A 17,806-nucleotide genomic window follows, 5' to 3' on the forward strand; every position below is an offset into this window, starting at 1 on the left:
GAGGAGGCCGCAGCGTGTAGGGCGGGGAGAATGAGGAGGGTGGCAAGCGTGATGGCTTTCATGTGAGTGTGGTCGCGGTGGTCGATTGCGTGGTTGCTCCGGATTCAGCGTGTGTGTGTCCGCCGTGGTCCTTGGCTATGAGCACGTAGAGCGAGGGGACGATGAAGAGCGTGAAGAGCGAGCCGATGGCCATGCCGGCCACGATGACGATGCCGATGCTGTTGCGGGCGGCGGCGCCGGCACCGGTCACGAGGACGAGGGGGAAGTGGCCGACGACGGTGGCCACGGTGGTCATCATGACGGGACGGAAGCGGGTGCGGGCGGCTTCGCGGATGGCGTCGATCTTGGAACGGCCTTCGAGTTGGAGATGGTTGGCGAACTCGACGACGAGGATGCCGTTCTTGGCAACGAGGCCGATGAGGGTGACGAGGCCGACTTGCGAGTAGATGTTGATGGTGGTTGTCCAGCCGTCGGTGAAGTAGTGGAGATTTGGATTGGGCATCTTCAGGACGGTGAAGATGAGCGCGCCAAACATGGCGAGGGGCACGGAGCCGGCGAGGATGACGAAGGGGTCGCGGAAGGAATTAAACTGCGCGGCAAGCACGAGGAATATGAGGATGACGGCGAGGACAAAGGCTGGGAGGAATTTGTTGCCTTCGACGCGGAGTTGGCGGGACTGGCCGGTGTAGTCGATCTTGTAGCCTTTGGGCAGGATTTGCGCGGCGGTGTCTTCCATGTAGGTGAGGGCTTCGTCGAGGGGGCGGAGGGCGACGCCGCTGATCTTGACGGAGTTGAGTTGCTGGAAGCGGTTGAGCGAGCGGGGCACGGTGGAGTTCTCGATGGTGGCGAGGGTGCTGAGGGGCACGAGTTTGCCTGCGGGGCCGGTGACGTAGATGTTCTGGAGTTGGTCGGCGTTGAGGCGTTCGCTGCGTTCGATCTGCGGGATGACTTTGTAGCTGCGTCCGTCGATGTTGAAGCGGTTGACGTAGTTGCCGCCAACGGCAGCGGACATGTCGGCGCCGACTTGCTGGAGGTTGAGGCCGAGGGTGGCGACTTTGTCGCGGTCGATTTTGAGTTCGGACTGGGGTTGGTCGATCTTGATGTCGATGATCGGGGGGAAGGCAAAGAGTCCGTCGGCCTGGCCTTTGGCGACGATCTGGTTGGCAAATTCGAGGATCTGGTGCGTGTCGGCGGTGGAGGCGAGTATGAACTCGACGGGGAAGGTGCCGCCGCCGGGGAGAGCGGGGCGGTTGACGGCGTTGTAGCGGACGCTGGGGATGTGGTTGAGGCCGGCCTGCACTTCGGGGAGGATGTCAAACACGGTGCGGGTGCGCTCGCCCCAGGGTTTCAAGACCATGCCGCCAAAGGAGCTGGCGGGCTGGGTGATGAGGAAGGTGCGGGCGGTGTCGGGGTGGTTGAGGAAAAACTTGTTGGCCGCGGCGGTGGAGATGACGGTTTGTTCGAGGGTGCCGTTGGCGGGGGTTTGCGCGATGGCTAGGATGACGCCCTGGTCCTCGGCGGGGGCGAGTTCCTTGGGCGAGAGGATGAACATGGGGACGGCGGCGAGGGAGAGCACGATCCAGACAATGTACACGGCGGGGCGGGCGTTGAGGGTGTAGTCCACGATGCGGCCGTAGGTGTCGCGCAAGCGGTCGAAGCCGCGGGTGATGAGGCCGGCAAAGCCGTGTTCGGTGATGCCGGGTTTGAGGAGCTTGGCGGACATCATCGGGGAGAGGGTCACGGCCACGACGCCGGAGATGGTTACGGCGCCGGCGAGGGTGAAGGCAAATTCGCGGAAGAGGGAACCGGTGAGGCCGCCTTGCAGGCCGATGGGGGCGTAAACGGCGGCGAGGGTGATGGTCATCGAAATGATGGGCGACACGAGTTCGCGCGCGCCGAGGAGGGCGGCGTCGAGGGGGGATTTGCCCTGGCTCATGTGGCGTTCGATGTTCTCCACGACGACGATGGCGTCGTCCACCACGAGTCCCACCGAGAGCACGACGGCGAGGAGGGTGAGGAGGTTGAGCGTGAAGCCGAAGGCTTGCATGAGGAAGATGGCGCCGATGAGCGAGATCGGTATCGCAATCACGGGTACAAGCACGGTGCGGAACGAGCCCATGAAGAGAAAGATGACGATGACGACGATGAGCATGGTCTCGCCGAGGGTATGGAAGACTTCGTCAATGGCGTCCTGGATGTAGGCGGTGGCGTCGTAGGCGATGCCGCCTTCGAGGCCGGTGGGGAGGTTTTGGACGATGTCGTCCATCTCGTGCTTGATGCGCTTGACGACGTCGAGCGAGTTGGCGGTGGGGAGGGGGAAGACGCCGATGAAGACGGCGGATTCGCCGGAAAATCTCACGTCGGCGTCGTAGTCCTCGGCGCCGAGGGAGACGCTGGCGATGTCGGAGAGGCGGACAATGGCGCCGTCTTGTTCGCGGAGGACGAGGTTGCGGAATTCCTCGACGGAGCGGAGGTCGGTGTTGGCGGTGAGGTTGACCTGGATAAGCGCGCCTTTGGTGGCACCGACGGCGGAGAGGTAGTTGTTGGAGGCAAGGGCGGCGCGGACTTGCGCGGGGCTGATGTTGAGGGAGGCCATGCGGTCGGGCTTGAGCCAGATGCGCATGGCAAAGGTGCGGGCGCCGAGGATGTCGGCTTTCTGCACGCCTTCGACGGTGGAGAGACGGGGTTGGACGACACGCGTGAGGTAGTCGGTGATTTCGTTCCGCTGGAGGGTATTTGAGGTGAAACGGAGGTAGGCGGAGGCGAATTGCGAGTCGGTGGACTGGATGTTGATGACGGGCAGTTCGGCTTCGGGAGGGAGGTCGCCGCGCACTTGGTTGACGCGGGCGCTGATCTCGGAGAGCGCCTTGTTGGGGTCGTAGTTGAGCTTGAGGCGGACGTTGATGCTGGAGACGCCTTGCGAGCTGGTGGACTCGATGTAGTCGATGCCGTCGGCGGCGGCGATGGAGCGTTCGAGCGGGGTGGTGATGAAGCCGCGGACGAGTTCGGCGCTGGCGCCGACGTAAGCGGTGGTCACGGTGATGGTGCTGTCATCCATGCGCGGATACTGGCGCACGGTGAGTGTCTTGTAGGCTTGGATACCGGCGATGAGGATCACGAGGCTGACCACGATCGCCAGGACGGGCCGACGGATGAAGATGTCGGTGAAAGAAGAGTTCATTGAGAATGCGGATTGCAGAGTGCGGAATGCGGAGTGGCGCAGGCGGCGGATGAAACGCGTGGGTGGTGCGGGTGCGGGCGGAGCGGCGGGCGGTGGGCAACACGCAGGCGTTGTTCCGCAATCCGCAGTCCGCGATTTCGGCGTCAGCCTTCGGCGGGCGTCGGCGTGAGCGAGGGCTTGGGCGCGAGATCGTTGTTGACGGTGACGCGGGCTCCGTTGCGGAGCTTGAAGGCGCCGGTGCCCACGATGGTCTCCCCGGGCTTGAGCCCTTCGGTGACGGCCACGAAATCGCCGCGTCGCACGCCGAGGCGCACGAATTGCTGGCGGACGACAAGCTGCTCCTCCGATGTTTGCTCGTCTTGCTTTTTCTCCACCACAAAAACGGTGTCGCCGTAGGGAGCAAAGAGAACGGCGGTCGCCGGGATCACGATGAGATTTTCCTTGGAGGGAAGGATGACGGCGACGTTGGCAAACATGCCGGGGCGCAACAGTTCCTGCTCGTTGGCAAGGGTGAGCTGGACGGTCACGGAACGCGTGGCGAGGTCGATGTCGGGATTGATGGCGGTGATTTTGCCCTCGAAGGCGCGGCCCGGATAGGCGTCGCTGGTGACGCGCGCGGCGAGGCCGATGGCGAGCTGGCCGAGGCGTTGCTGCGGGAGCGACAGGTTGACGTAAACCGGTTGTAATGCCTGGAGCGATACAATCGGCGTGCCGGCGGCAAGGTACTGGCCGAGGTTGACCAGACGGATGCCGAGGCGGCCCGCGAAGGGCGCGCGGATGGTTTTCTTGGCAATGGTGGCGCGGATGTTGGCGACCTGCGCGGCGGCTTCCTTGGCCTGGGCGTCGGCTGCGTCGAGATCGGCCTGGGAATTGGTGTTTTTGGCGCGCAGGTCCTTGGCGCGCTGGAGGCTGAGGTTGGCCAGAGCCGCCTGCGCCTCGGCGGCGGCGAGTTGGGCCTGCTCGACGGAGGTGTCGATTTCCACGAGAAGATCGCCGGCCTTGACGGTGGTGCCGGACTCAAAGGCGATCTTTGTGACGGTGCCGGAAACCTCCGCACCAAGGACCACGCCCTGCGCGGCGACGACAGAGCCGACGGCATCGATGGTGGGTTCCCAGTGTTCGGACCGGACTTCGGCGGTCGAAATGGTTTCGGCCGGAGCCACCATGCTCTTGCCCGCGGCAATGAGCGCGCCGATTTGCATGCCTTTGATGCCGCCAATCACGCCGAGAAGGACGATGAGTGCGACGAGGCTGATGAGTATCTTTTTAGCCATAGATGCTGAGTGTGATGTGGTAGAGAGTTACGGTCGGAAAAGTGGATGGAGGGATCAAACGACGCTGACAGGCGCGGGCGGCTCGATGATCGCGGCTTGCTGCATGATCTTGCCAAGAAGGCGGACGAGGGTGCGGCGCTCGGTCTCGCCAAGCGGACTCATGAGCGCGGCCATGCGGCGAAAGTGTTCGGGGAGTATCGTAGTGAGATGTTCGATACCTTTTTCAGTGATGGCAACGGACATCATGCGACGGTCCGCAGGGTCAGGCTGGCGGGTGACCATACCGTCGCGTTCGAGGGTGTCGATGAGGCCGGTCATGGTGGCGCGCGTGACGCCGGCCATGTCGGCGAGTTCGGCAGGGGTGCGAGCGGAGGGGCCTTCGCCGCCGCTGCATTTGTTGGCCAGAAGCATCAGGACGCTGAAGCGTCCCGGGGAGAGGTTGCAGCGCTGGAGGTAGGAACTGCCGACATTGGCGGCGAGGTCGCCACACCGCAGGAGATGCAAATGCACTTCACAAGCGGATGGATCGAGGTCAGGAAATGTTTTCGCGGCCTCAAGCAGGCAGTCGTAGCGCGGCAGGTCTTTGAGAAGAAGGAAGGCCATCGGTGATCGGTTAGCAGGAAGATAAGGGGGCTAACGATCAGGGGCCTAACTAAAAAAGCAAGCGGGCCGTGAAGGATTTTCGATGAAACTTTTTTAGTGTCCTCGACTTCCCATCAGTCCCCCGACCACTCCGCCAATGAGATGCGCCAGCGGGACGGGCGCAAACACGGCTCCGGCGTTGTCCGCAAAAACGGATGTTCCGGCAAAAAACTCCCAGCCGCACTTGGCGGCAAACCCGACGAGCGCCATGACACCGAGGGTAATGGAAAAACCATGACACGGTTGAGCGCGGACGCAATAGGGCAGTTTCATTTAAACTGTAGCCATCACCTACCTGGTAGGGAGGCCTCTCCGAGGCCTCCGCTGTGCGTGGTGTGAGAATGTGAAATTCATAGGTAGATGGAGCGTGGTTTCGGAGGCCTCGGAAAGGCCTCCCTACCGTTAAGACGACGGCTACAACTCAACTGAAAATGCGCTAGAGTGAAACAGACGTCACGCGGTTTGGTTTCTGAAGCGCGCAACGACCCACTCGGAGATGGCTTTGTCGGGATTTTCGATGACGTGCCGGTCGATCGTGGTCACGGAGGGTTCGCCGTCTTTGGCGAGGAGTTTGAGGCCGTGATGGAAGTTGCGGAATTTGTCCTCGCAGAGCGCACGGATGGTCTTGTCGGTGGCAAGGCTCTGCTCAATGAGCGTGTCGATGGCGTCGTCCGTGAAGATAAGCTGGAAGGTGTGCTCCTCTTGAAAACGTTTGGAGAATGCGAGCACGTCGGCCTTGAGCACGTCGTGCTGGAGACTGGCGGATTCGCGCAGGAGGGCGCGCAGGGTGTCGCGGGGATTGGCAACAGTGGCCGGGTCGATGCGGAAGGTTTTGATGGCGGTGGAGGGGAGTTCGAATTTGAAATCGCGCAGCACGCGTTCGAGCACGGTCATGAGGCCGCGCGCGCCGGTGTTTTCCCGGTGGGCGAGGCGGGCAACCTCGGCAACGGCAGCGGGTGTAATTTCAAAGTCGATACTGTAGCCGCCGAAGTCGGCACGGTATTGTTGCAGGATGCTGCCTTCGGAGGTGTTGAGGATTTTTTCGAGGTCGTCAGCGGTGAGGTTCTGGCAGGCGACGCGAACGGGGAGGCGTCCGACAAACTCGGGCTCCATGCCGTAGTCGATAAAATCGCGTGACTCGGCATAGCGCAGATAATCGCTCGCGGACTCGGTGGCCGAGGCGGGAGAGGCATCGGTGCTGGTGGTAGTCGGGGCGGCGGCGGCAAAACCGATGCGGTTGCTCTGAATGCGGCGGCGGATGCTCTCGCCGAGTTTGTCGAAGGCACCGCTGACAATGAAGAGGATGTGCCGGGTGTTGATGGTGCGCTTGCGGGGTTTGCCGCCGCGCTGGAGTTCCATCATGGCCTGCATCTGGGCGGCGATGTCGGTCTGGCTCTGGAGGTTGACGTCGGTGTCTTCCATGAGCTTGAGGAGGTTGATCTGCACGCCGCGTCCGGAGACGTCACGACCGCCGCCACCGGGCGCGCCGGGGCCGCCGGCAGAGGCGATTTTGTCGATCTCGTCGATGTAAACGATGCCATACTGGGCGAGTTCAACGTCGCCATCGGCGGCTTTGACGAGGTCGCGCACGATGTCGTCCACGTCGCCGCCAACGTAGCCGGTTTCGGAAAACTTGGTCGCGTCAGCCTTGACGAAGGGCACGCCGATGAGGCGCGCGATGTTGCGCATGAGGTAGGTTTTGCCGACGCCGGTGGGGCCGAGAACGAGGATGTTTTGCTTGGCATAGTCACGCTCGCGCAGGGCCGGGGTTTCGAGGCACTGGCGGACATGATTGTAGTGGTCGCAGATGGCGACGGAGAGGACTTTTTTTGCCTCGGCCTGCTGGATGACGAAGCGGTCGAGGTGGTCGCGGATTTCGCGCGGTTTGAGACTGAAGGCGCGGATGCGGGCGAGAACTTCATCCTTGCTTTCGCCCTCTGGCGTGCTTGCCGAAGTATCAGAAGCTTGGGGTGTTGGAGCAGATGCCGCAAATCCTGTCATCCCGGCTTTGCGGAACATTTCTTGAATATTCTTAGGTAATTGGCTGAAAGGGTCTTGTGTATTCATTGATGGAAAAAATCAAAAGGTGGTTTGACGTAATCAGGTTAAAGCACGTAGGTTATGAAACGACCGATAACCTAACCTAATCAACAAAGGATCCAAACATGCCCGCTAATCTGACCAAACGCGAGATCGTCCTCGAAATTTACGAGAAAACCGGTTTCCCGCAAAAAGAGATCGTGACCTCGGTCCAGATGACTCTGGACATCATCATGCGAGCCCTGTCCGAGGGCCGGAATGTGGAGCTTCGCAACTTCGGCGTGCTCGAAGTCCAGCGCCGCAAATCGCGCATTGGCCGCAACCCGAACAAGCCCGAAGCCGAGGTCGTCATCCCCGAGCGAGCCGTGGTGAAGTTCAAGTCCGGAAAGATCCTCAAGCAATTGCTCAAAAAGATCGATATCAAGGATCTCTGAGGTTGATCGGAGCGGGGCCGACGCCGTCTCATGACGCGTGATCCCGTCAGCGGACGGAGACGCGAACCGCTTCTATTGTTCATATATTTTGTGTTTATTCGTTTTGTGAAAAACCGGAGGCATCCGTGCGGTGCCTCCGGTTTTTTTATAGAATGATGACGGAGGGGGGGGGCGAAATCCGCCGCTTGTCCTTGCCTGCGGGTGAGCAGCAAGAGCAGGAGGTGCTGGAGGTCTCTTGATGCGCTTCACGAACTGTCACGCGCACTCTCCAGGTCCCCTCCCCTCCCCCCCCGCCCCCGCCGCCGCAGAGGTTGACGCCGACGGTCATCACTTCGCGCAACAACTCAATTGAAAACGCTCCAGTGTGCAGTCATGCGTGAGATGCCGCCGGACAACGCGACGCGTCGCTCCTTTGAAATGAGAATCGAACGCCTAGTGGAGAGGCACGTTGTTCTTCATTCGGCTCCGGCGGTTGGAAACCGACTGGTTCCGAGCGGATGCTCATCGGAGTGATTGACTACGAAACTGAAGCCGCGAACAGAAACTGAATCGATCACGAAGGGGGAGGGGGGGGGGGGGGGGGCTTGATTTCGAAATGACGTGATTTTGTCTTGATCTTATTATGAGATTTGGTCTCAGTTGCGTTATTTTCTAACAACAATGCAACGCGAGGAACGGACGACGATCACGGACAAGGAAATTGACGAAGTGCTGGGGCCCATTGCCTGCGCGTTGCCGAAACAAGCCGATCTCATCCTCGACATTCGCGCCGCCGCTCGCGAGCGCCGCCATCCTGGGTCTTGTGTGCGTTGTTTCTTTCAACTGGCCGCCGCCGCGCCCCAGCCTGCCTGGCTCGAACAATTGCGCGGATGGCTGGAGCGCAACATCGAGATCGTCGCCTGCGACCGACAAGCCAACGCCGCTGGCACCGCCCACATGCGCGTCTTGGAACGCATGCCACTCATGCTCGGTGAGGAGGCGGCGGAAAACGGCGACCTTGAGGCCTACTGTCAGGAAGTGATGGAACGTTTCCACTACGACCGCGCTCATCCATCGCCATTTGTAGAGATGGAGTTCCAGTACCGCACCAGTTGAGTTGTAGCCGTCTTCTTAACGGTAGGGAGACCTCTCCGAGTCCTCCGAAACCACTCTCCATCTACCTGCGAATTTCGCATTCTCACACCACGCACGGCGGAGGCCTCGGAGAGGCCTCCCTACCAGGTATCAAATGCCTACAGCTTAAATGAAACGGCTCTAGAACTTGCCAACTTCGAGGCCGAAGTAGGACTCGGCGTTTTGGTAGCTGATGTCGCTGACGAGTTTGGCGAGGGCGGCGGTATCGTTGGGAATCAGGCCGGCTTCGACGTCGGCTCCGATCAGCGCGCAAAGGATGCGACGGAAGTATTCGTGACGTGGATACGAGAGGAAACTGCGCGAGTCGGTCAGCATGCCGACGAAGCGGCTGAGGAGTCCGAGTTGCGAGAGGGCGTTGATCTGCCACTCCATGCCTTCCTTTTGGTCAAGGAACCACCAGCCGGAACCGAACTGCACTTTGCCTGACGTAAGGCCGTCCTGATAGTTGCCCGCCATCGTCGCGAACATGTAGTTGTCCGCTGGATTGAGGTTGTAGAGGACAACCTTGGGAAGCTGGCCGTCGCGGTCGAGGGTGTCGAGGTAGCGCGAGAGGGCGCGGGCCTGCGGAAAGTCTCCGATGGAATCCACGCCGGCATCGGCACCGAGGCGCTTGAGGAGGCTGCTGCTGTTGTTGCGGATGGCTCCGAGGTGGAGTTGCTTGGTCCAGCCGCGTTTGAAGTCGAGGCGGCCAAGGTAAACCATGATGAAGAAGACAAACTTCGCGGTTTGCTCCGGTGTAGCGGCCTGACCACTACGGACGGAGTCGAAGATGGCGGCGGCTTCGCGTTCGGTGCAGTCGGCGTCGGGAAGGTTTTCGAAGCCGTGATCGGATATGCGTCCTCCGATGGAGTGGAAGAAGGCGTGGCGTTTGTCGAGGGCGTCGAGGAGTGCGGCGAGCGAGCGGATGTCGAGGTCGGTGCGCTGGCCGAGGGTGTCGCACCAGGGGTTGAAGACGGCGGGGTTGTTGACCGCCATGAGCTTGTCGGCTCGGAATGTTGGATACACGCGGGTCTTGAGTTTCGAGGCGCCGGAGGTCTGGGCTTTGGCGATGGCGACGTGGTGCTCAAGGGTGTCGGCGGGGTCGTCGGTGGTGCAGACGACGGCGACTTTGTTGGCGTTGAGGATGCCTTGCGTGGTAAAAGCGGGCGTGGCGAGTTTGGCGTTGGCCTGTTCCCAAATCGCAGGGGCGTTCTGTTCGTTGATGAGGAGATCAATGCCGAAGTAGCGGCGGAGTTCGAGGTGCGACCAGTGGTGGAGGGGGTTGCGCACGAGCGAGGGAACGGTGCGGCAGTAGGCGAGGAATTTGTCGTAGTCGCTGGTGGTGTTGCCGGTGATGAGGTCTTCGTTGACGCCGGCGGCACGGAGGGCGCGCCATTTGTAGTGGTCGCCACCGAGCCAGATTTGTGCGAGGTTTTGGAACTGGCGGTTGGCGGCGATTTGGTCGGGGGGGAGGTGGCAGTGGTAGTCGTAAATGGGCTGCGGCGCGGCGTGTTTGTGGTAGAGTTCGCGGGCGGTGTCGGTGGTGAGCAGGAAGTCGTCGTGAAGGAAGGGTTTCATGTGTGGAGAGTGTTTACGTAGTGGAAAAAATGAGCCCCATAGGCCTGATGTGGCTTATGGGGCCTATGGGAAGGAAATGCGGGCGGGACGCCCGCGCCACTGGGTGGCTAGCTGACGAGGTTTTGTTTGATGTAATCGAAGCTCTGCTTGACGGAAACGAAGGGGTCGCCGGGCGTGGTGTCCTGCTCGACGATGAACCATTGACAGCCTCCGGCTTCGGCGGCGGCAATGATGGCCTTGAAGTCGAGGTTGCCCGCTCCGATTTCACAGAACTGGGGTTTGTTTTCCTTCGCGTTAAACGTGTAGTCCTTCAGGTGGATGAAGGGGAGGCGTCCGGCGAGTTTCTTTGCCCAGACGACGGGGTCGGCGCCGCCGTATTGGACCCAGTAGGTGTCGGGTTCGGCGACAACGTTTTCGGGTTTGGTGTTGGCGAAGACGTATTCGAAAAAGGTCTGGTCGGTGCCGGGAACCTTGGCGAATTCGATGCCGTGGTTGTGGTAGCCGAGGGTGATGCCGGCGGCGCGCATTTTGGCTCCGGCGGCGTCGAGCTTTTTGATGGTGGTGTCAATGGACTCGCGGCTCGTGAAATCAACGCCGGCAGGATACGGGTAGGCGGTGAGTTTGCAGCCGAGCTTGTTCATGCGCTCGATGATGTCGTCGGTTTCGTCGAGGATTTTCTGGCCGTTTTCGTGCGTGGCGCAGAGGATGAGGCCGGCGTCCTTGATGATCTTGGCGATCTGTTCTTCGGGGATGGGGCCGACGCCGCTGGCCTGAACGGCTTCGTAGCCGATGGCGCGGACTTTTTTGCAGGTCTCGGCGAGGTCGGCGGCGGTCTTGCAGTGTTCGCGGAGGGTGTAGAGTTGGATGGCGACTTGGGAGATTTTCATGATGGTGACAGGTAGGTTTTAAAGGAAGGGAGGTATCGGAGAGACCTCCGTTGATAGAGTTTTTTGTGATTTGCTACTGACTGGGTGAATGAGGCGTGGTTGCAGAGGCCTCGGAGAGGCCTCCCTACCGTGGATGATCCGTGGCTTTTTAGCCTTTGAAGGATTTGGCGAAGTCGTCGCTGGCTGTGGTTTTTTTGGCGACCACTTTTTTCTTCTTCGGCTTTTTGGCGGACTCGGCGATCTTCTGCTTGAGAAGGCGCTCGTATTTTTTGCCGTCGATCGGGAGCGTCACTTCCTTGTCGGTCCAGCCGGAAAGGATCATGGCGTTGGCGAGTTCAACGGAGTGGATGCCTTCGGGCGCGGGCGCGTAGAGCGTGGCACCGTCGAGGATGGCGTCAGTGAAGTTTTGCAGGATCTCGTTGTGCTGGCCGCCGTGGTTGGGGGCAGGAATGGAGATGTCCCACTTTTCGGGGCGACTGAAGGAGGATGCGGTGGTTTCGGAAAACTGGCGCATGGGGATTTCGTTGCGCGTAAAGGTGATTTTGTCGGCTTCGTAAACGAGCTTGCCGCGCTCGGCGGTGATTTCGAGGCGGTTGGTGCCGGGGGCCTCGCCGGTGGTGGTAATGAACACGCCGGTGGCGCCGTTGGCGAATTCCATGATGGCAGTGACGTCGTCTTCGACTTCGATGTCGTGGTATTTGCCAAAACCGCACTTGGCGCGGAGTTTGGTGGGCATGCCGAACATCCACTGGAAGAGGTCGAGGTTGTGCGGGCACTGGTTGAGGAGAACGCCGCCGCCTTCACCGGCCCAGGTGGCGCGCCAGCCGCCGGAGGCGTAGTAGGCGTGGGTGCGGAACCAATCGGTGATGATCCAGTTGACGCGGCGAATTTCGCCGAGTTCGCCGCTGCGGATAAGGTTGCGGATTTTTATGTAATAGTGGTCGGTGCGCTGGTTGAACATCGCAGCGAAGATTTGTTTGCCTTCGCGACCCTTGTAGGCGGCGATGAGGCGTTCGCAATCGGCGCGGTGCACGGAGATGGGTTTTTCGACGAGGACGTGGAGGCCGGCCTTGAGGGCCTTGATGCCGATGGTCGTGTGGTCGTAGTGGGGGGTGGCGATGAGGATGGCGTCGATGAGGCCGGAGGCGATCATCTCGTCGGCGGAGGAGAAGCCTTTGACCTGGGGCACACGCTTGAGCTTGGCCGGGTCGGTGTCGGCGACTGCCGTGAGTTCGAGCCTGCTGATTTTGCCAGCGAGGATGTTGGCGGAGTGGCCGGAACCCATGTTGCCGAGTCCGACGATGCCGATGCGCACTTTGTTCATAATGGTGTTAACAGGAATGGAAAACGTGTGATGTTTTGCGTGTGAGCGTTTGAGATTTAACCGCGAGGGAGTCTGGGCGGAAAATGCCGCGTGTGAATCGAAAAGGTTGCATTTAATGCCGCGACGGCGTGTAACTGCAAACTTTCTCAGGAATGACTGTCACCACATGTCCGGAGCGGTCGTCTCTGCCACCTTTCATCAGCGTCCAGCAATTTTTTGTCAGCGTCCTGTCCAGTTTCTTTTTCTTCCATGATCCATCCTCGCGTTACCCTCAAGCAAGTCGCCGCCAAGGCAGGTGTGCATGTCTCCACTGCGTGGCGGGCATTAAAGAACGACACCTACGTCGATGCCGCCAAGCGCGCCAGGATCCGCGCGGTGGCCAAGGAGCTGGGCTACACGCCCGACCCGATGCTGACGGCCCTCAGCCACTACCGGCGGCGGCAGAATCCGCCGGCCTACCAATCCACGTTCGCATGGGTGAACACGTTCCCGGAGCGGCGGGCGTGCTTGGAACAGGACAACATCAAGGCGTTTCACACGGGGGCGGTGGAGTTCGCGGCGTCGATGGGTTTTCGGCTGGAGGAGTTTTGGTTGAAGGAGCCGGGGATGTCGGCGAAGCGGGCGCGCGAGGTGCTTTTGACGCGGGGGATTCGCGGGTTGATTTTCGCACCGCAACCGGTGGCGGGGGTCAACCTGACGCTGGACATCGAGCCGTTCACATGCGTGGCGATCGGGTATTCGCTGGCAACGCCGCGGATGCATGTGGTGTGCAATCACCAGCACAGCTCGGCGCTGCTGACGTTGCGGCAACTCTGTAAACTCGGGCACGAGCGGATCGGGATGGTGAGTGCGCTGGAGACGCTGCGGCGGTGCGAACACAACTTCGAGTCGCCGTATTATTTTTTCCAGAGCCTGCAACCGGAGACGACATCGATCCCCATGTTTACGATACCGGGCTTGAACGAGCCGGCCAACATCAACAAGGCGCGCGAGGGGTTTCTTGAGTGGTTCAATCGGCATCGTCCGACGGCGATTGTGTCGCATGTGTCGGAGGTGCGCGGATGGCTGGAGGCCGTGGGTGTGCGCGTGCCGGAGGAGGTGTCGCTCGCCACTCTCTCGCGTATCCAAGATCCGGATTGGTCGGGGATCGATCAGCAGGAAAAACTCATCGGGGCGCGCACGGTGGAGTTGTTGATCAGCTTGTTTCAAAGCGGCGAGCGAGGTGCGCCCGCCACACCCATGCGAATGCTGGTCGAGGGACGTTGGATCGAACACGAAACCACGCGCCGCATCGGACCTCCGGCAGCAGAGTTGCTGGAACGGCTGGCTTGAGCCAACCGTCGGTCCAGATGGCGCGGGGGGGGGGGGGGGGGAGGCGGGCCGTTAAAACGGCCCGTCAAAGCGGCGATGAATCGCCGCACTCCATATCCAATCATCAGGCGGCGGCCAGGTAGGGAAGCGTGGCGGCGAGTTTCTCCATCACGGGTTTGCCTTCGAGGAGTTCGCCGATGGCATCCCAACGTCCGTTGACGAGACCGTCGCGGGCGCTGTCACGCATTGTGATCGGGATGCTCTGCGAACCGAAACGGACTTCGAGTTTTTCAACGTCAACGACGATCTCAAGCGTCGGATCGGCGGCGATGGCAGCGGCGATTTTGGCGATGTCCTCGCGTTTGGCGTTCACGCAGGGGATGCCAAGCGTGGTGCTGTTGCCAAAAAAGATTTCAGCAAAGTTTTCGGCGATGACGGCGCGGAAGCCGGCTTTGTGGATCGCCTGCGGAGCGTGCTCGCGGGAGCTGCCGCAGCCGAAGTTGGCTCCGGAAAGGAGGATCGTCGCGCCTTTGTGCTCGGGCTTGTCGATGGGATGTCCGCAGGGGACGCCTTCGGGCGTGTGGCGGACGTCGTAGAATAAAAATTCGCCGAGTCCGTCAAAGGTGACGCACTTCATGAAGCGGGCCGGGATGATGCGGTCGGTGTCGATGTCGTTGCCGGGCACGTAAACGCCGCGACCAGTGACTTGAGTGATTTTTGCGAGAGACATTTTGTTTTAAGATTTTTTGAAGTTAACCACAGAGGCACGGAGGCACAGAGGATTCACGGACAATGGATTGTTTTTTAGCGGTAATTAGTTGTTGGATACTGCAAAAACTTCGCGGGCGTCGGCGACCTGGCCGGTGACGGCGGCGGCGGCCACCATGAGCGGGCTCATCAAAATGGTGCGGCCGGTGATGCTGCCTTGCCTGCCCTTGAAGTTGCGGTTGGAGGAAGAGGCGCAGAGTTGGTCGCCAATGAGTTTGTCGGGATTCATCGCGAGGCACATGGAGCAACCGGCGGCGCGCCATTCGAATCCGGCTTCGGCGAGGATTTTGTCGAGGCCGAGTTTTTCGCACTGGAGCGCGACGATTTGAGAACCGGGCACGGCGATGGCTTTCACACCGGGAGCGACTTTTTTGCCCTTCACGAAACGAGCGACTTCTTGGAAATCAGAGAGGCGTCCATTGGTGCACGAGCCGAGGAAGGCGACGTTGATCTTGGTGCCTTTGATGGCCGCGCCGGGCGTGAGCTTCATGTAGGCAAGGGCTTCTTCGATGGAGGCTTTTTCATCGGCGGCGGTGGCCTTGGCGGGATCGGGAATGGTCTCGTTGATGGAGATGCCCTGACCGGGATTGATGCCCCAGGTGACGGTGGGGGCGATGTCGGCGGCGTCGATTTTGACAACGTCGTCGTAATGGCAACCGGCGTCGGAAGCGAAGGACTTCCAGCGGGCAACGGCAGCGTCCCAAGCAGCGCCTTTCGGCGAGTAGGGGCGTCCTTTGAGATATTCGAAGGTGGTGTTGTCGGGATTGACGTAGCCAACGCGCGCGCCGCCTTCGATGGACATGTTACACACGGTCATGCGCTCTTCCATGGTGAAGCCGTCAAAGGTGGTGCCGGCGTATTCGTAGGCGAAGCCAGTGCCGCCGTTGACGCCGAGGGTGCGGATGATGTGGAGGATCACGTCCTTGGCGTAAACGCCGGGGCGGAGTTTTCCGTTGACCTCGATGCGGCGGACTTTGAGCGGCGAGAGCGCCATGGTCTGCGTGGCGAGAATGTCGCGGATCTGGGTTGTGCCGATGCCGAAGGCGACCGCGCCGAACGCGCCGTGAGTGGAGGTGTGTGAGTCGCCGCAGGCGATGGTTGTACCCGGTTGGGTGATACCTTGTTCGGGACCGACGATGTGGACGATGCCTTGTTTGCCGGTGGCGCGGTCGAAGAATGTGATGCCTGTCTGGGCGCAGTTTTTACGAAGTTCGTCCATCATGGCCTGCGCGAGCGGATCGGCGTAGGGCTCGGCGAACTGGTCGGTGGGCACGATGTGGTCAACGGTCGCAAAGGTGCGGTGCGGCATCGCAACCTTGAGGCCAAGGTCGCGCAGCATGCCGAAGGCCTGCGGGCTGGTCACCTCGTGAATGAGGTGCGTGCCGATGAGGAGCTGGGTCTGGCCGTTGGCCAGTTGGCGGACGGTGTGCGCGTCCCATACTTTCTGAAACAGTGATTTTGCCATGGTGAAATGGTTTTTGGATACAGTCGTTGGTGATGCCGTGATGGCGGGAGGTTGGTCGGTGTGGTCGGTCAACTTGCTCTGACAAGTGGAATACGATACCAGAGCGTTGCGTCGCCGCGAAATACTTGTTTCGTCCCCGGTGATGCCACGCGAGTATCAATTCCCGTTCGAGCTGCGCCACCTGGTTTATTTCCGGGAGGTGGCCCGGCTGCTCCATTTTCGCAAGGCGGCGGAGGCGTTGTCCGTCGCGCAACCGGCTTTGAGTCGCCAGATTGTGCAACTGGAAATGGCGCTCGACGCGGAGCTTTTCACGCGATCGCGCCGACGGGTGGAACTGACGGCGGCGGGCAAGGCGCTGGCTGAGCGGATCGAGCCGTTGCTGCGTTCGCTGGCGCTGCTGCCAGGGGAGTTGCAGGCGCTGGCCGAGGGCGAGGCGGGGCATGTGCGGCTGGGATTTACGGGGCTGGCGATGGCAACGGTACTGCCGGGAATCCTGCGGGAGTTTCACCGGAGGCATCCGCGCATCCGGCTGGAGTTGAATGAATCCCCAACCGCAGTGCAGTTGGCGGCGCTCAAGGCGGGGGAGATCGCGTGCGGCTTTTTCCATCCCGACGCCGACAGTGCGGGCAGCAGGGCGAATCGAAACGGCGGCAGCGCAAGCGTGCGGGCGGGACCGGCGGGCGTGAAAACACGGATGCTGCTGCGTGAGCGCAATGGCGTGGTGTTGCCCGCCGAGCATGTGCTGCGCGGGCGCGACGAGTTGCGGTTGCGCGACTTGGCCGACACGCCGTTTGTACTGTTTCCACGGATGCACAACGCCGGGTTTTACGACCGCATTCTGGCGGCGTTTGCGAGTTCAGCGACGACGCCGCATGTCGTCGAGGAGGTGTGGCCACGCTCCAACGCAGTCGGCTTGGTGCGCGCGGGCATGGGCGCGACGTTTATGTGCCCGTCCGAGGCACGACAGTTGCCGCCCGAGGTGATTTTCCGTCCGCTCGTCGGCCCGGCCCCGGAGAGCCGGTTGGTCATCGGCTGGCTCGCAGCCAACGAAACAGACCCGGCGCTGGCGGCTTTTCTCAACGCAGCCGAGGCGGCCCAAACCCTGCAAAGTGCCGGGACGACAGCAAACGGCGGCAGCGAAGGATAAAAGTATGCCGAAGCGGTAAACGAGGTGGCGGAAAGTTCATAGCGGACTGCACCGCTCGCAATATCTCCAAATACCTACAAATTGGTAAAAAAGAGGTTGAGCCGTTGCTTTAAATTCTCAATTGATTCCATTATTGATAATGAGTCTCAATTCAACAAGTAGCCTCACACCACTCTCCCTCCCTTTGCATCCCCCACGCGTGGCCGCGTCCGCCCAGTCTCGCCCCAGCACCTCCTCCCTTTCCCGCAACAACATTCTCTCGTCCACCTTTACCTGCGACCTCATCGCTCCCGGGAAAAAACTGCTCCGCCACCTCTCGGGCATCGCCAAAGTATGCGCGCGCGATGTCGGCGTAAGGCTCCGCCTGAACCCGCAACAAATGCCGGACAGTGCGCCCGGCGGAATATTCACGCTCCATCTCTCGGCAGGGCAGGCGATCTCCCAACACGCGATCTGGTGCCTCGCCTGCCGACTGGCGTGTTTTTGTCCGGATGCCCAAGTCAGTGTGCTCGTCAGCGCCGAGTCGGCATTCGTGGCTGCGTCACAGGTGCCACCCGCCTCCCCCGCTGCGACAATGCCCGCAACCAGCGCCCGGGCATCCGGCGGCTAAACCACATCGCGTCACCTCGCCTCCGCATTTAT

General features: G+C 61.0%; 15 protein-coding genes. 5 read left to right on the forward strand and 10 right to left on the reverse strand.

Annotated features, from left to right (window positions below):
* Positions 1-58: 58 nt before the first annotated feature.
* The 5 genes from OBACDRAFT_RS22955 to OBACDRAFT_RS22975 form a co-directional block, all read right to left on the reverse strand.
* Entirely contained in the window at positions 59-3,181 is a 3,123-nt protein-coding gene (locus OBACDRAFT_RS22955; protein ID WP_052362424.1) for an efflux RND transporter permease subunit, read from the reverse strand.
* A 143-nt stretch (positions 3,182-3,324) separates the two neighbouring features.
* Positions 3,325-4,455 (reverse strand): efflux RND transporter periplasmic adaptor subunit, encoded by a 1,131-nt coding sequence (locus OBACDRAFT_RS22960; RefSeq protein WP_043589329.1) that lies wholly within the window; start codon positions 4,453-4,455, stop codon positions 3,325-3,327.
* Between the two features lie 54 nt (positions 4,456-4,509).
* Complete coding sequence (locus OBACDRAFT_RS22965; protein ID WP_043589331.1) at positions 4,510-5,058, reverse strand: MarR family winged helix-turn-helix transcriptional regulator; 549 nt, start codon at positions 5,056-5,058, stop codon at positions 4,510-4,512.
* A 93-nt stretch (positions 5,059-5,151) separates the two neighbouring features.
* Positions 5,152-5,370: a hypothetical protein gene (locus OBACDRAFT_RS22970; protein WP_043589333.1), complete on the reverse strand. Its 219-nt coding sequence runs from the start codon at positions 5,368-5,370 to the stop codon at positions 5,152-5,154.
* 180 nt (positions 5,371-5,550) lie between these two features.
* Entirely contained in the window at positions 5,551-7,116 is a 1,566-nt protein-coding gene (locus OBACDRAFT_RS22975) for an AAA family ATPase (protein WP_043589334.1), read from the reverse strand.
* 146 nt (positions 7,117-7,262) lie between these two features.
* On the opposite strand from OBACDRAFT_RS22975, the gene OBACDRAFT_RS22980 reads away from it, so the two are divergent.
* Both OBACDRAFT_RS22980 and OBACDRAFT_RS22985 read left to right on the forward strand, forming a co-directional pair.
* Positions 7,263-7,571, forward strand: a complete 309-nt coding sequence (locus OBACDRAFT_RS22980) for an HU family DNA-binding protein (protein ID WP_043589336.1) — start codon at positions 7,263-7,265, stop codon at positions 7,569-7,571.
* Positions 7,572-8,231: 660 nt separating this feature from the next.
* Positions 8,232-8,666 (forward strand): hypothetical protein, encoded by a 435-nt coding sequence (locus tag OBACDRAFT_RS22985; RefSeq protein WP_043589337.1) that lies wholly within the window; start codon positions 8,232-8,234, stop codon positions 8,664-8,666.
* 159 nt (positions 8,667-8,825) lie between these two features.
* Here OBACDRAFT_RS22985 and uxaC read toward each other — a convergent pair whose 3' ends face one another.
* From uxaC to OBACDRAFT_RS23000, 3 genes are all read right to left on the reverse strand, one after another.
* Positions 8,826-10,262: a glucuronate isomerase gene (gene uxaC / locus OBACDRAFT_RS22990; protein ID WP_043589339.1), complete on the reverse strand. Its 1,437-nt coding sequence runs from the start codon at positions 10,260-10,262 to the stop codon at positions 8,826-8,828.
* 107 nt (positions 10,263-10,369) lie between these two features.
* On the reverse strand, positions 10,370-11,149 hold the full coding sequence (locus tag OBACDRAFT_RS22995) for a sugar phosphate isomerase/epimerase family protein (RefSeq protein WP_043589340.1): 780 nt from the start codon (positions 11,147-11,149) through the stop codon (positions 10,370-10,372).
* A gap of 148 nt (positions 11,150-11,297) precedes the next feature.
* Positions 11,298-12,473, reverse strand: coding sequence for a Gfo/Idh/MocA family protein (locus tag OBACDRAFT_RS23000; RefSeq protein ID WP_043589342.1), 1,176 nt, complete (start codon positions 12,471-12,473; stop codon positions 11,298-11,300).
* 249 nt (positions 12,474-12,722) lie between these two features.
* Between OBACDRAFT_RS23000 and OBACDRAFT_RS23005 the strand changes: the two genes are divergently transcribed.
* On the forward strand, positions 12,723-13,805 hold the full coding sequence (locus OBACDRAFT_RS23005) for a LacI family DNA-binding transcriptional regulator (RefSeq protein WP_043589343.1): 1,083 nt from the start codon (positions 12,723-12,725) through the stop codon (positions 13,803-13,805).
* Between the two features lie 103 nt (positions 13,806-13,908).
* Here the strand turns inward: OBACDRAFT_RS23005 and leuD are convergent, their stop codons facing one another.
* Together leuD and leuC are read right to left on the reverse strand one after the other, a co-directional pair.
* On the reverse strand, positions 13,909-14,514 hold the full coding sequence (leuD, locus tag OBACDRAFT_RS23010; RefSeq protein WP_043589345.1) for a 3-isopropylmalate dehydratase small subunit: 606 nt from the start codon (positions 14,512-14,514) through the stop codon (positions 13,909-13,911).
* Between the two features lie 84 nt (positions 14,515-14,598).
* The gene (gene leuC / locus OBACDRAFT_RS23015; protein WP_043589368.1) at positions 14,599-16,017 is read right to left on the reverse strand and encodes a 3-isopropylmalate dehydratase large subunit; all 1,419 of its coding nucleotides are present in this window, start codon (positions 16,015-16,017) and stop codon (positions 14,599-14,601) included.
* Between the two features lie 85 nt (positions 16,018-16,102).
* On the opposite strand from leuC, the gene OBACDRAFT_RS23020 reads away from it, so the two are divergent.
* Both OBACDRAFT_RS23020 and OBACDRAFT_RS23025 read left to right on the forward strand, forming a co-directional pair.
* Positions 16,103-17,164, forward strand: coding sequence for a LysR family transcriptional regulator (locus OBACDRAFT_RS23020; protein WP_232767636.1), 1,062 nt, complete (start codon positions 16,103-16,105; stop codon positions 17,162-17,164).
* A 199-nt stretch (positions 17,165-17,363) separates the two neighbouring features.
* Positions 17,364-17,774 carry a hypothetical protein gene (locus tag OBACDRAFT_RS23025; protein ID WP_043589347.1) on the forward strand — a complete coding sequence of 137 codons (411 nt, stop codon included), beginning with the start codon at positions 17,364-17,366 and terminating at the stop codon, positions 17,772-17,774.
* The last annotated feature ends 32 nt before the right edge of the window (positions 17,775-17,806 follow it).

This window comes from Geminisphaera colitermitum TAV2 (assembly GCF_000171235.2).
In the GTDB taxonomy this organism is placed as follows: Bacteria; Verrucomicrobiota; Verrucomicrobiia; order Opitutales; family Opitutaceae; genus Geminisphaera; species Geminisphaera colitermitum.

Coding starts and splice junctions, on each gene's coding strand:
- OBACDRAFT_RS22955 (WP_052362424.1), bottom strand. CDS start 3,181: ATGAACTCTTCTTTCACCGACATCTTCATCCGTCGGCCCGTCCTGGCG.
- OBACDRAFT_RS22960 (WP_043589329.1), bottom strand. CDS start 4,455: ATGGCTAAAAAGATACTCATCAGCCTCGTCGCACTCATCGTCCTTCTC.
- OBACDRAFT_RS22965 (WP_043589331.1), bottom strand. CDS start 5,058: ATGGCCTTCCTTCTTCTCAAAGACCTGCCGCGCTACGACTGCCTGCTT.
- OBACDRAFT_RS22970 (WP_043589333.1), bottom strand. CDS start 5,370: ATGAAACTGCCCTATTGCGTCCGCGCTCAACCGTGTCATGGTTTTTCC.
- OBACDRAFT_RS22975 (WP_043589334.1), bottom strand. CDS start 7,116: ATGTTCCGCAAAGCCGGGATGACAGGATTTGCGGCATCTGCTCCAACA.
- OBACDRAFT_RS22980 (WP_043589336.1), top strand. CDS start 7,263: ATGCCCGCTAATCTGACCAAACGCGAGATCGTCCTCGAAATTTACGAG.
- OBACDRAFT_RS22985 (WP_043589337.1), top strand. CDS start 8,232: ATGCAACGCGAGGAACGGACGACGATCACGGACAAGGAAATTGACGAA.
- uxaC (WP_043589339.1), bottom strand. CDS start 10,262: ATGAAACCCTTCCTTCACGACGACTTCCTGCTCACCACCGACACCGCC.
- OBACDRAFT_RS22995 (WP_043589340.1), bottom strand. CDS start 11,149: ATGAAAATCTCCCAAGTCGCCATCCAACTCTACACCCTCCGCGAACAC.
- OBACDRAFT_RS23000 (WP_043589342.1), bottom strand. CDS start 12,473: ATGAACAAAGTGCGCATCGGCATCGTCGGACTCGGCAACATGGGTTCC.
- OBACDRAFT_RS23005 (WP_043589343.1), top strand. CDS start 12,723: ATGATCCATCCTCGCGTTACCCTCAAGCAAGTCGCCGCCAAGGCAGGT.
- leuD (WP_043589345.1), bottom strand. CDS start 14,514: ATGTCTCTCGCAAAAATCACTCAAGTCACTGGTCGCGGCGTTTACGTG.
- leuC (WP_043589368.1), bottom strand. CDS start 16,017: ATGGCAAAATCACTGTTTCAGAAAGTATGGGACGCGCACACCGTCCGC.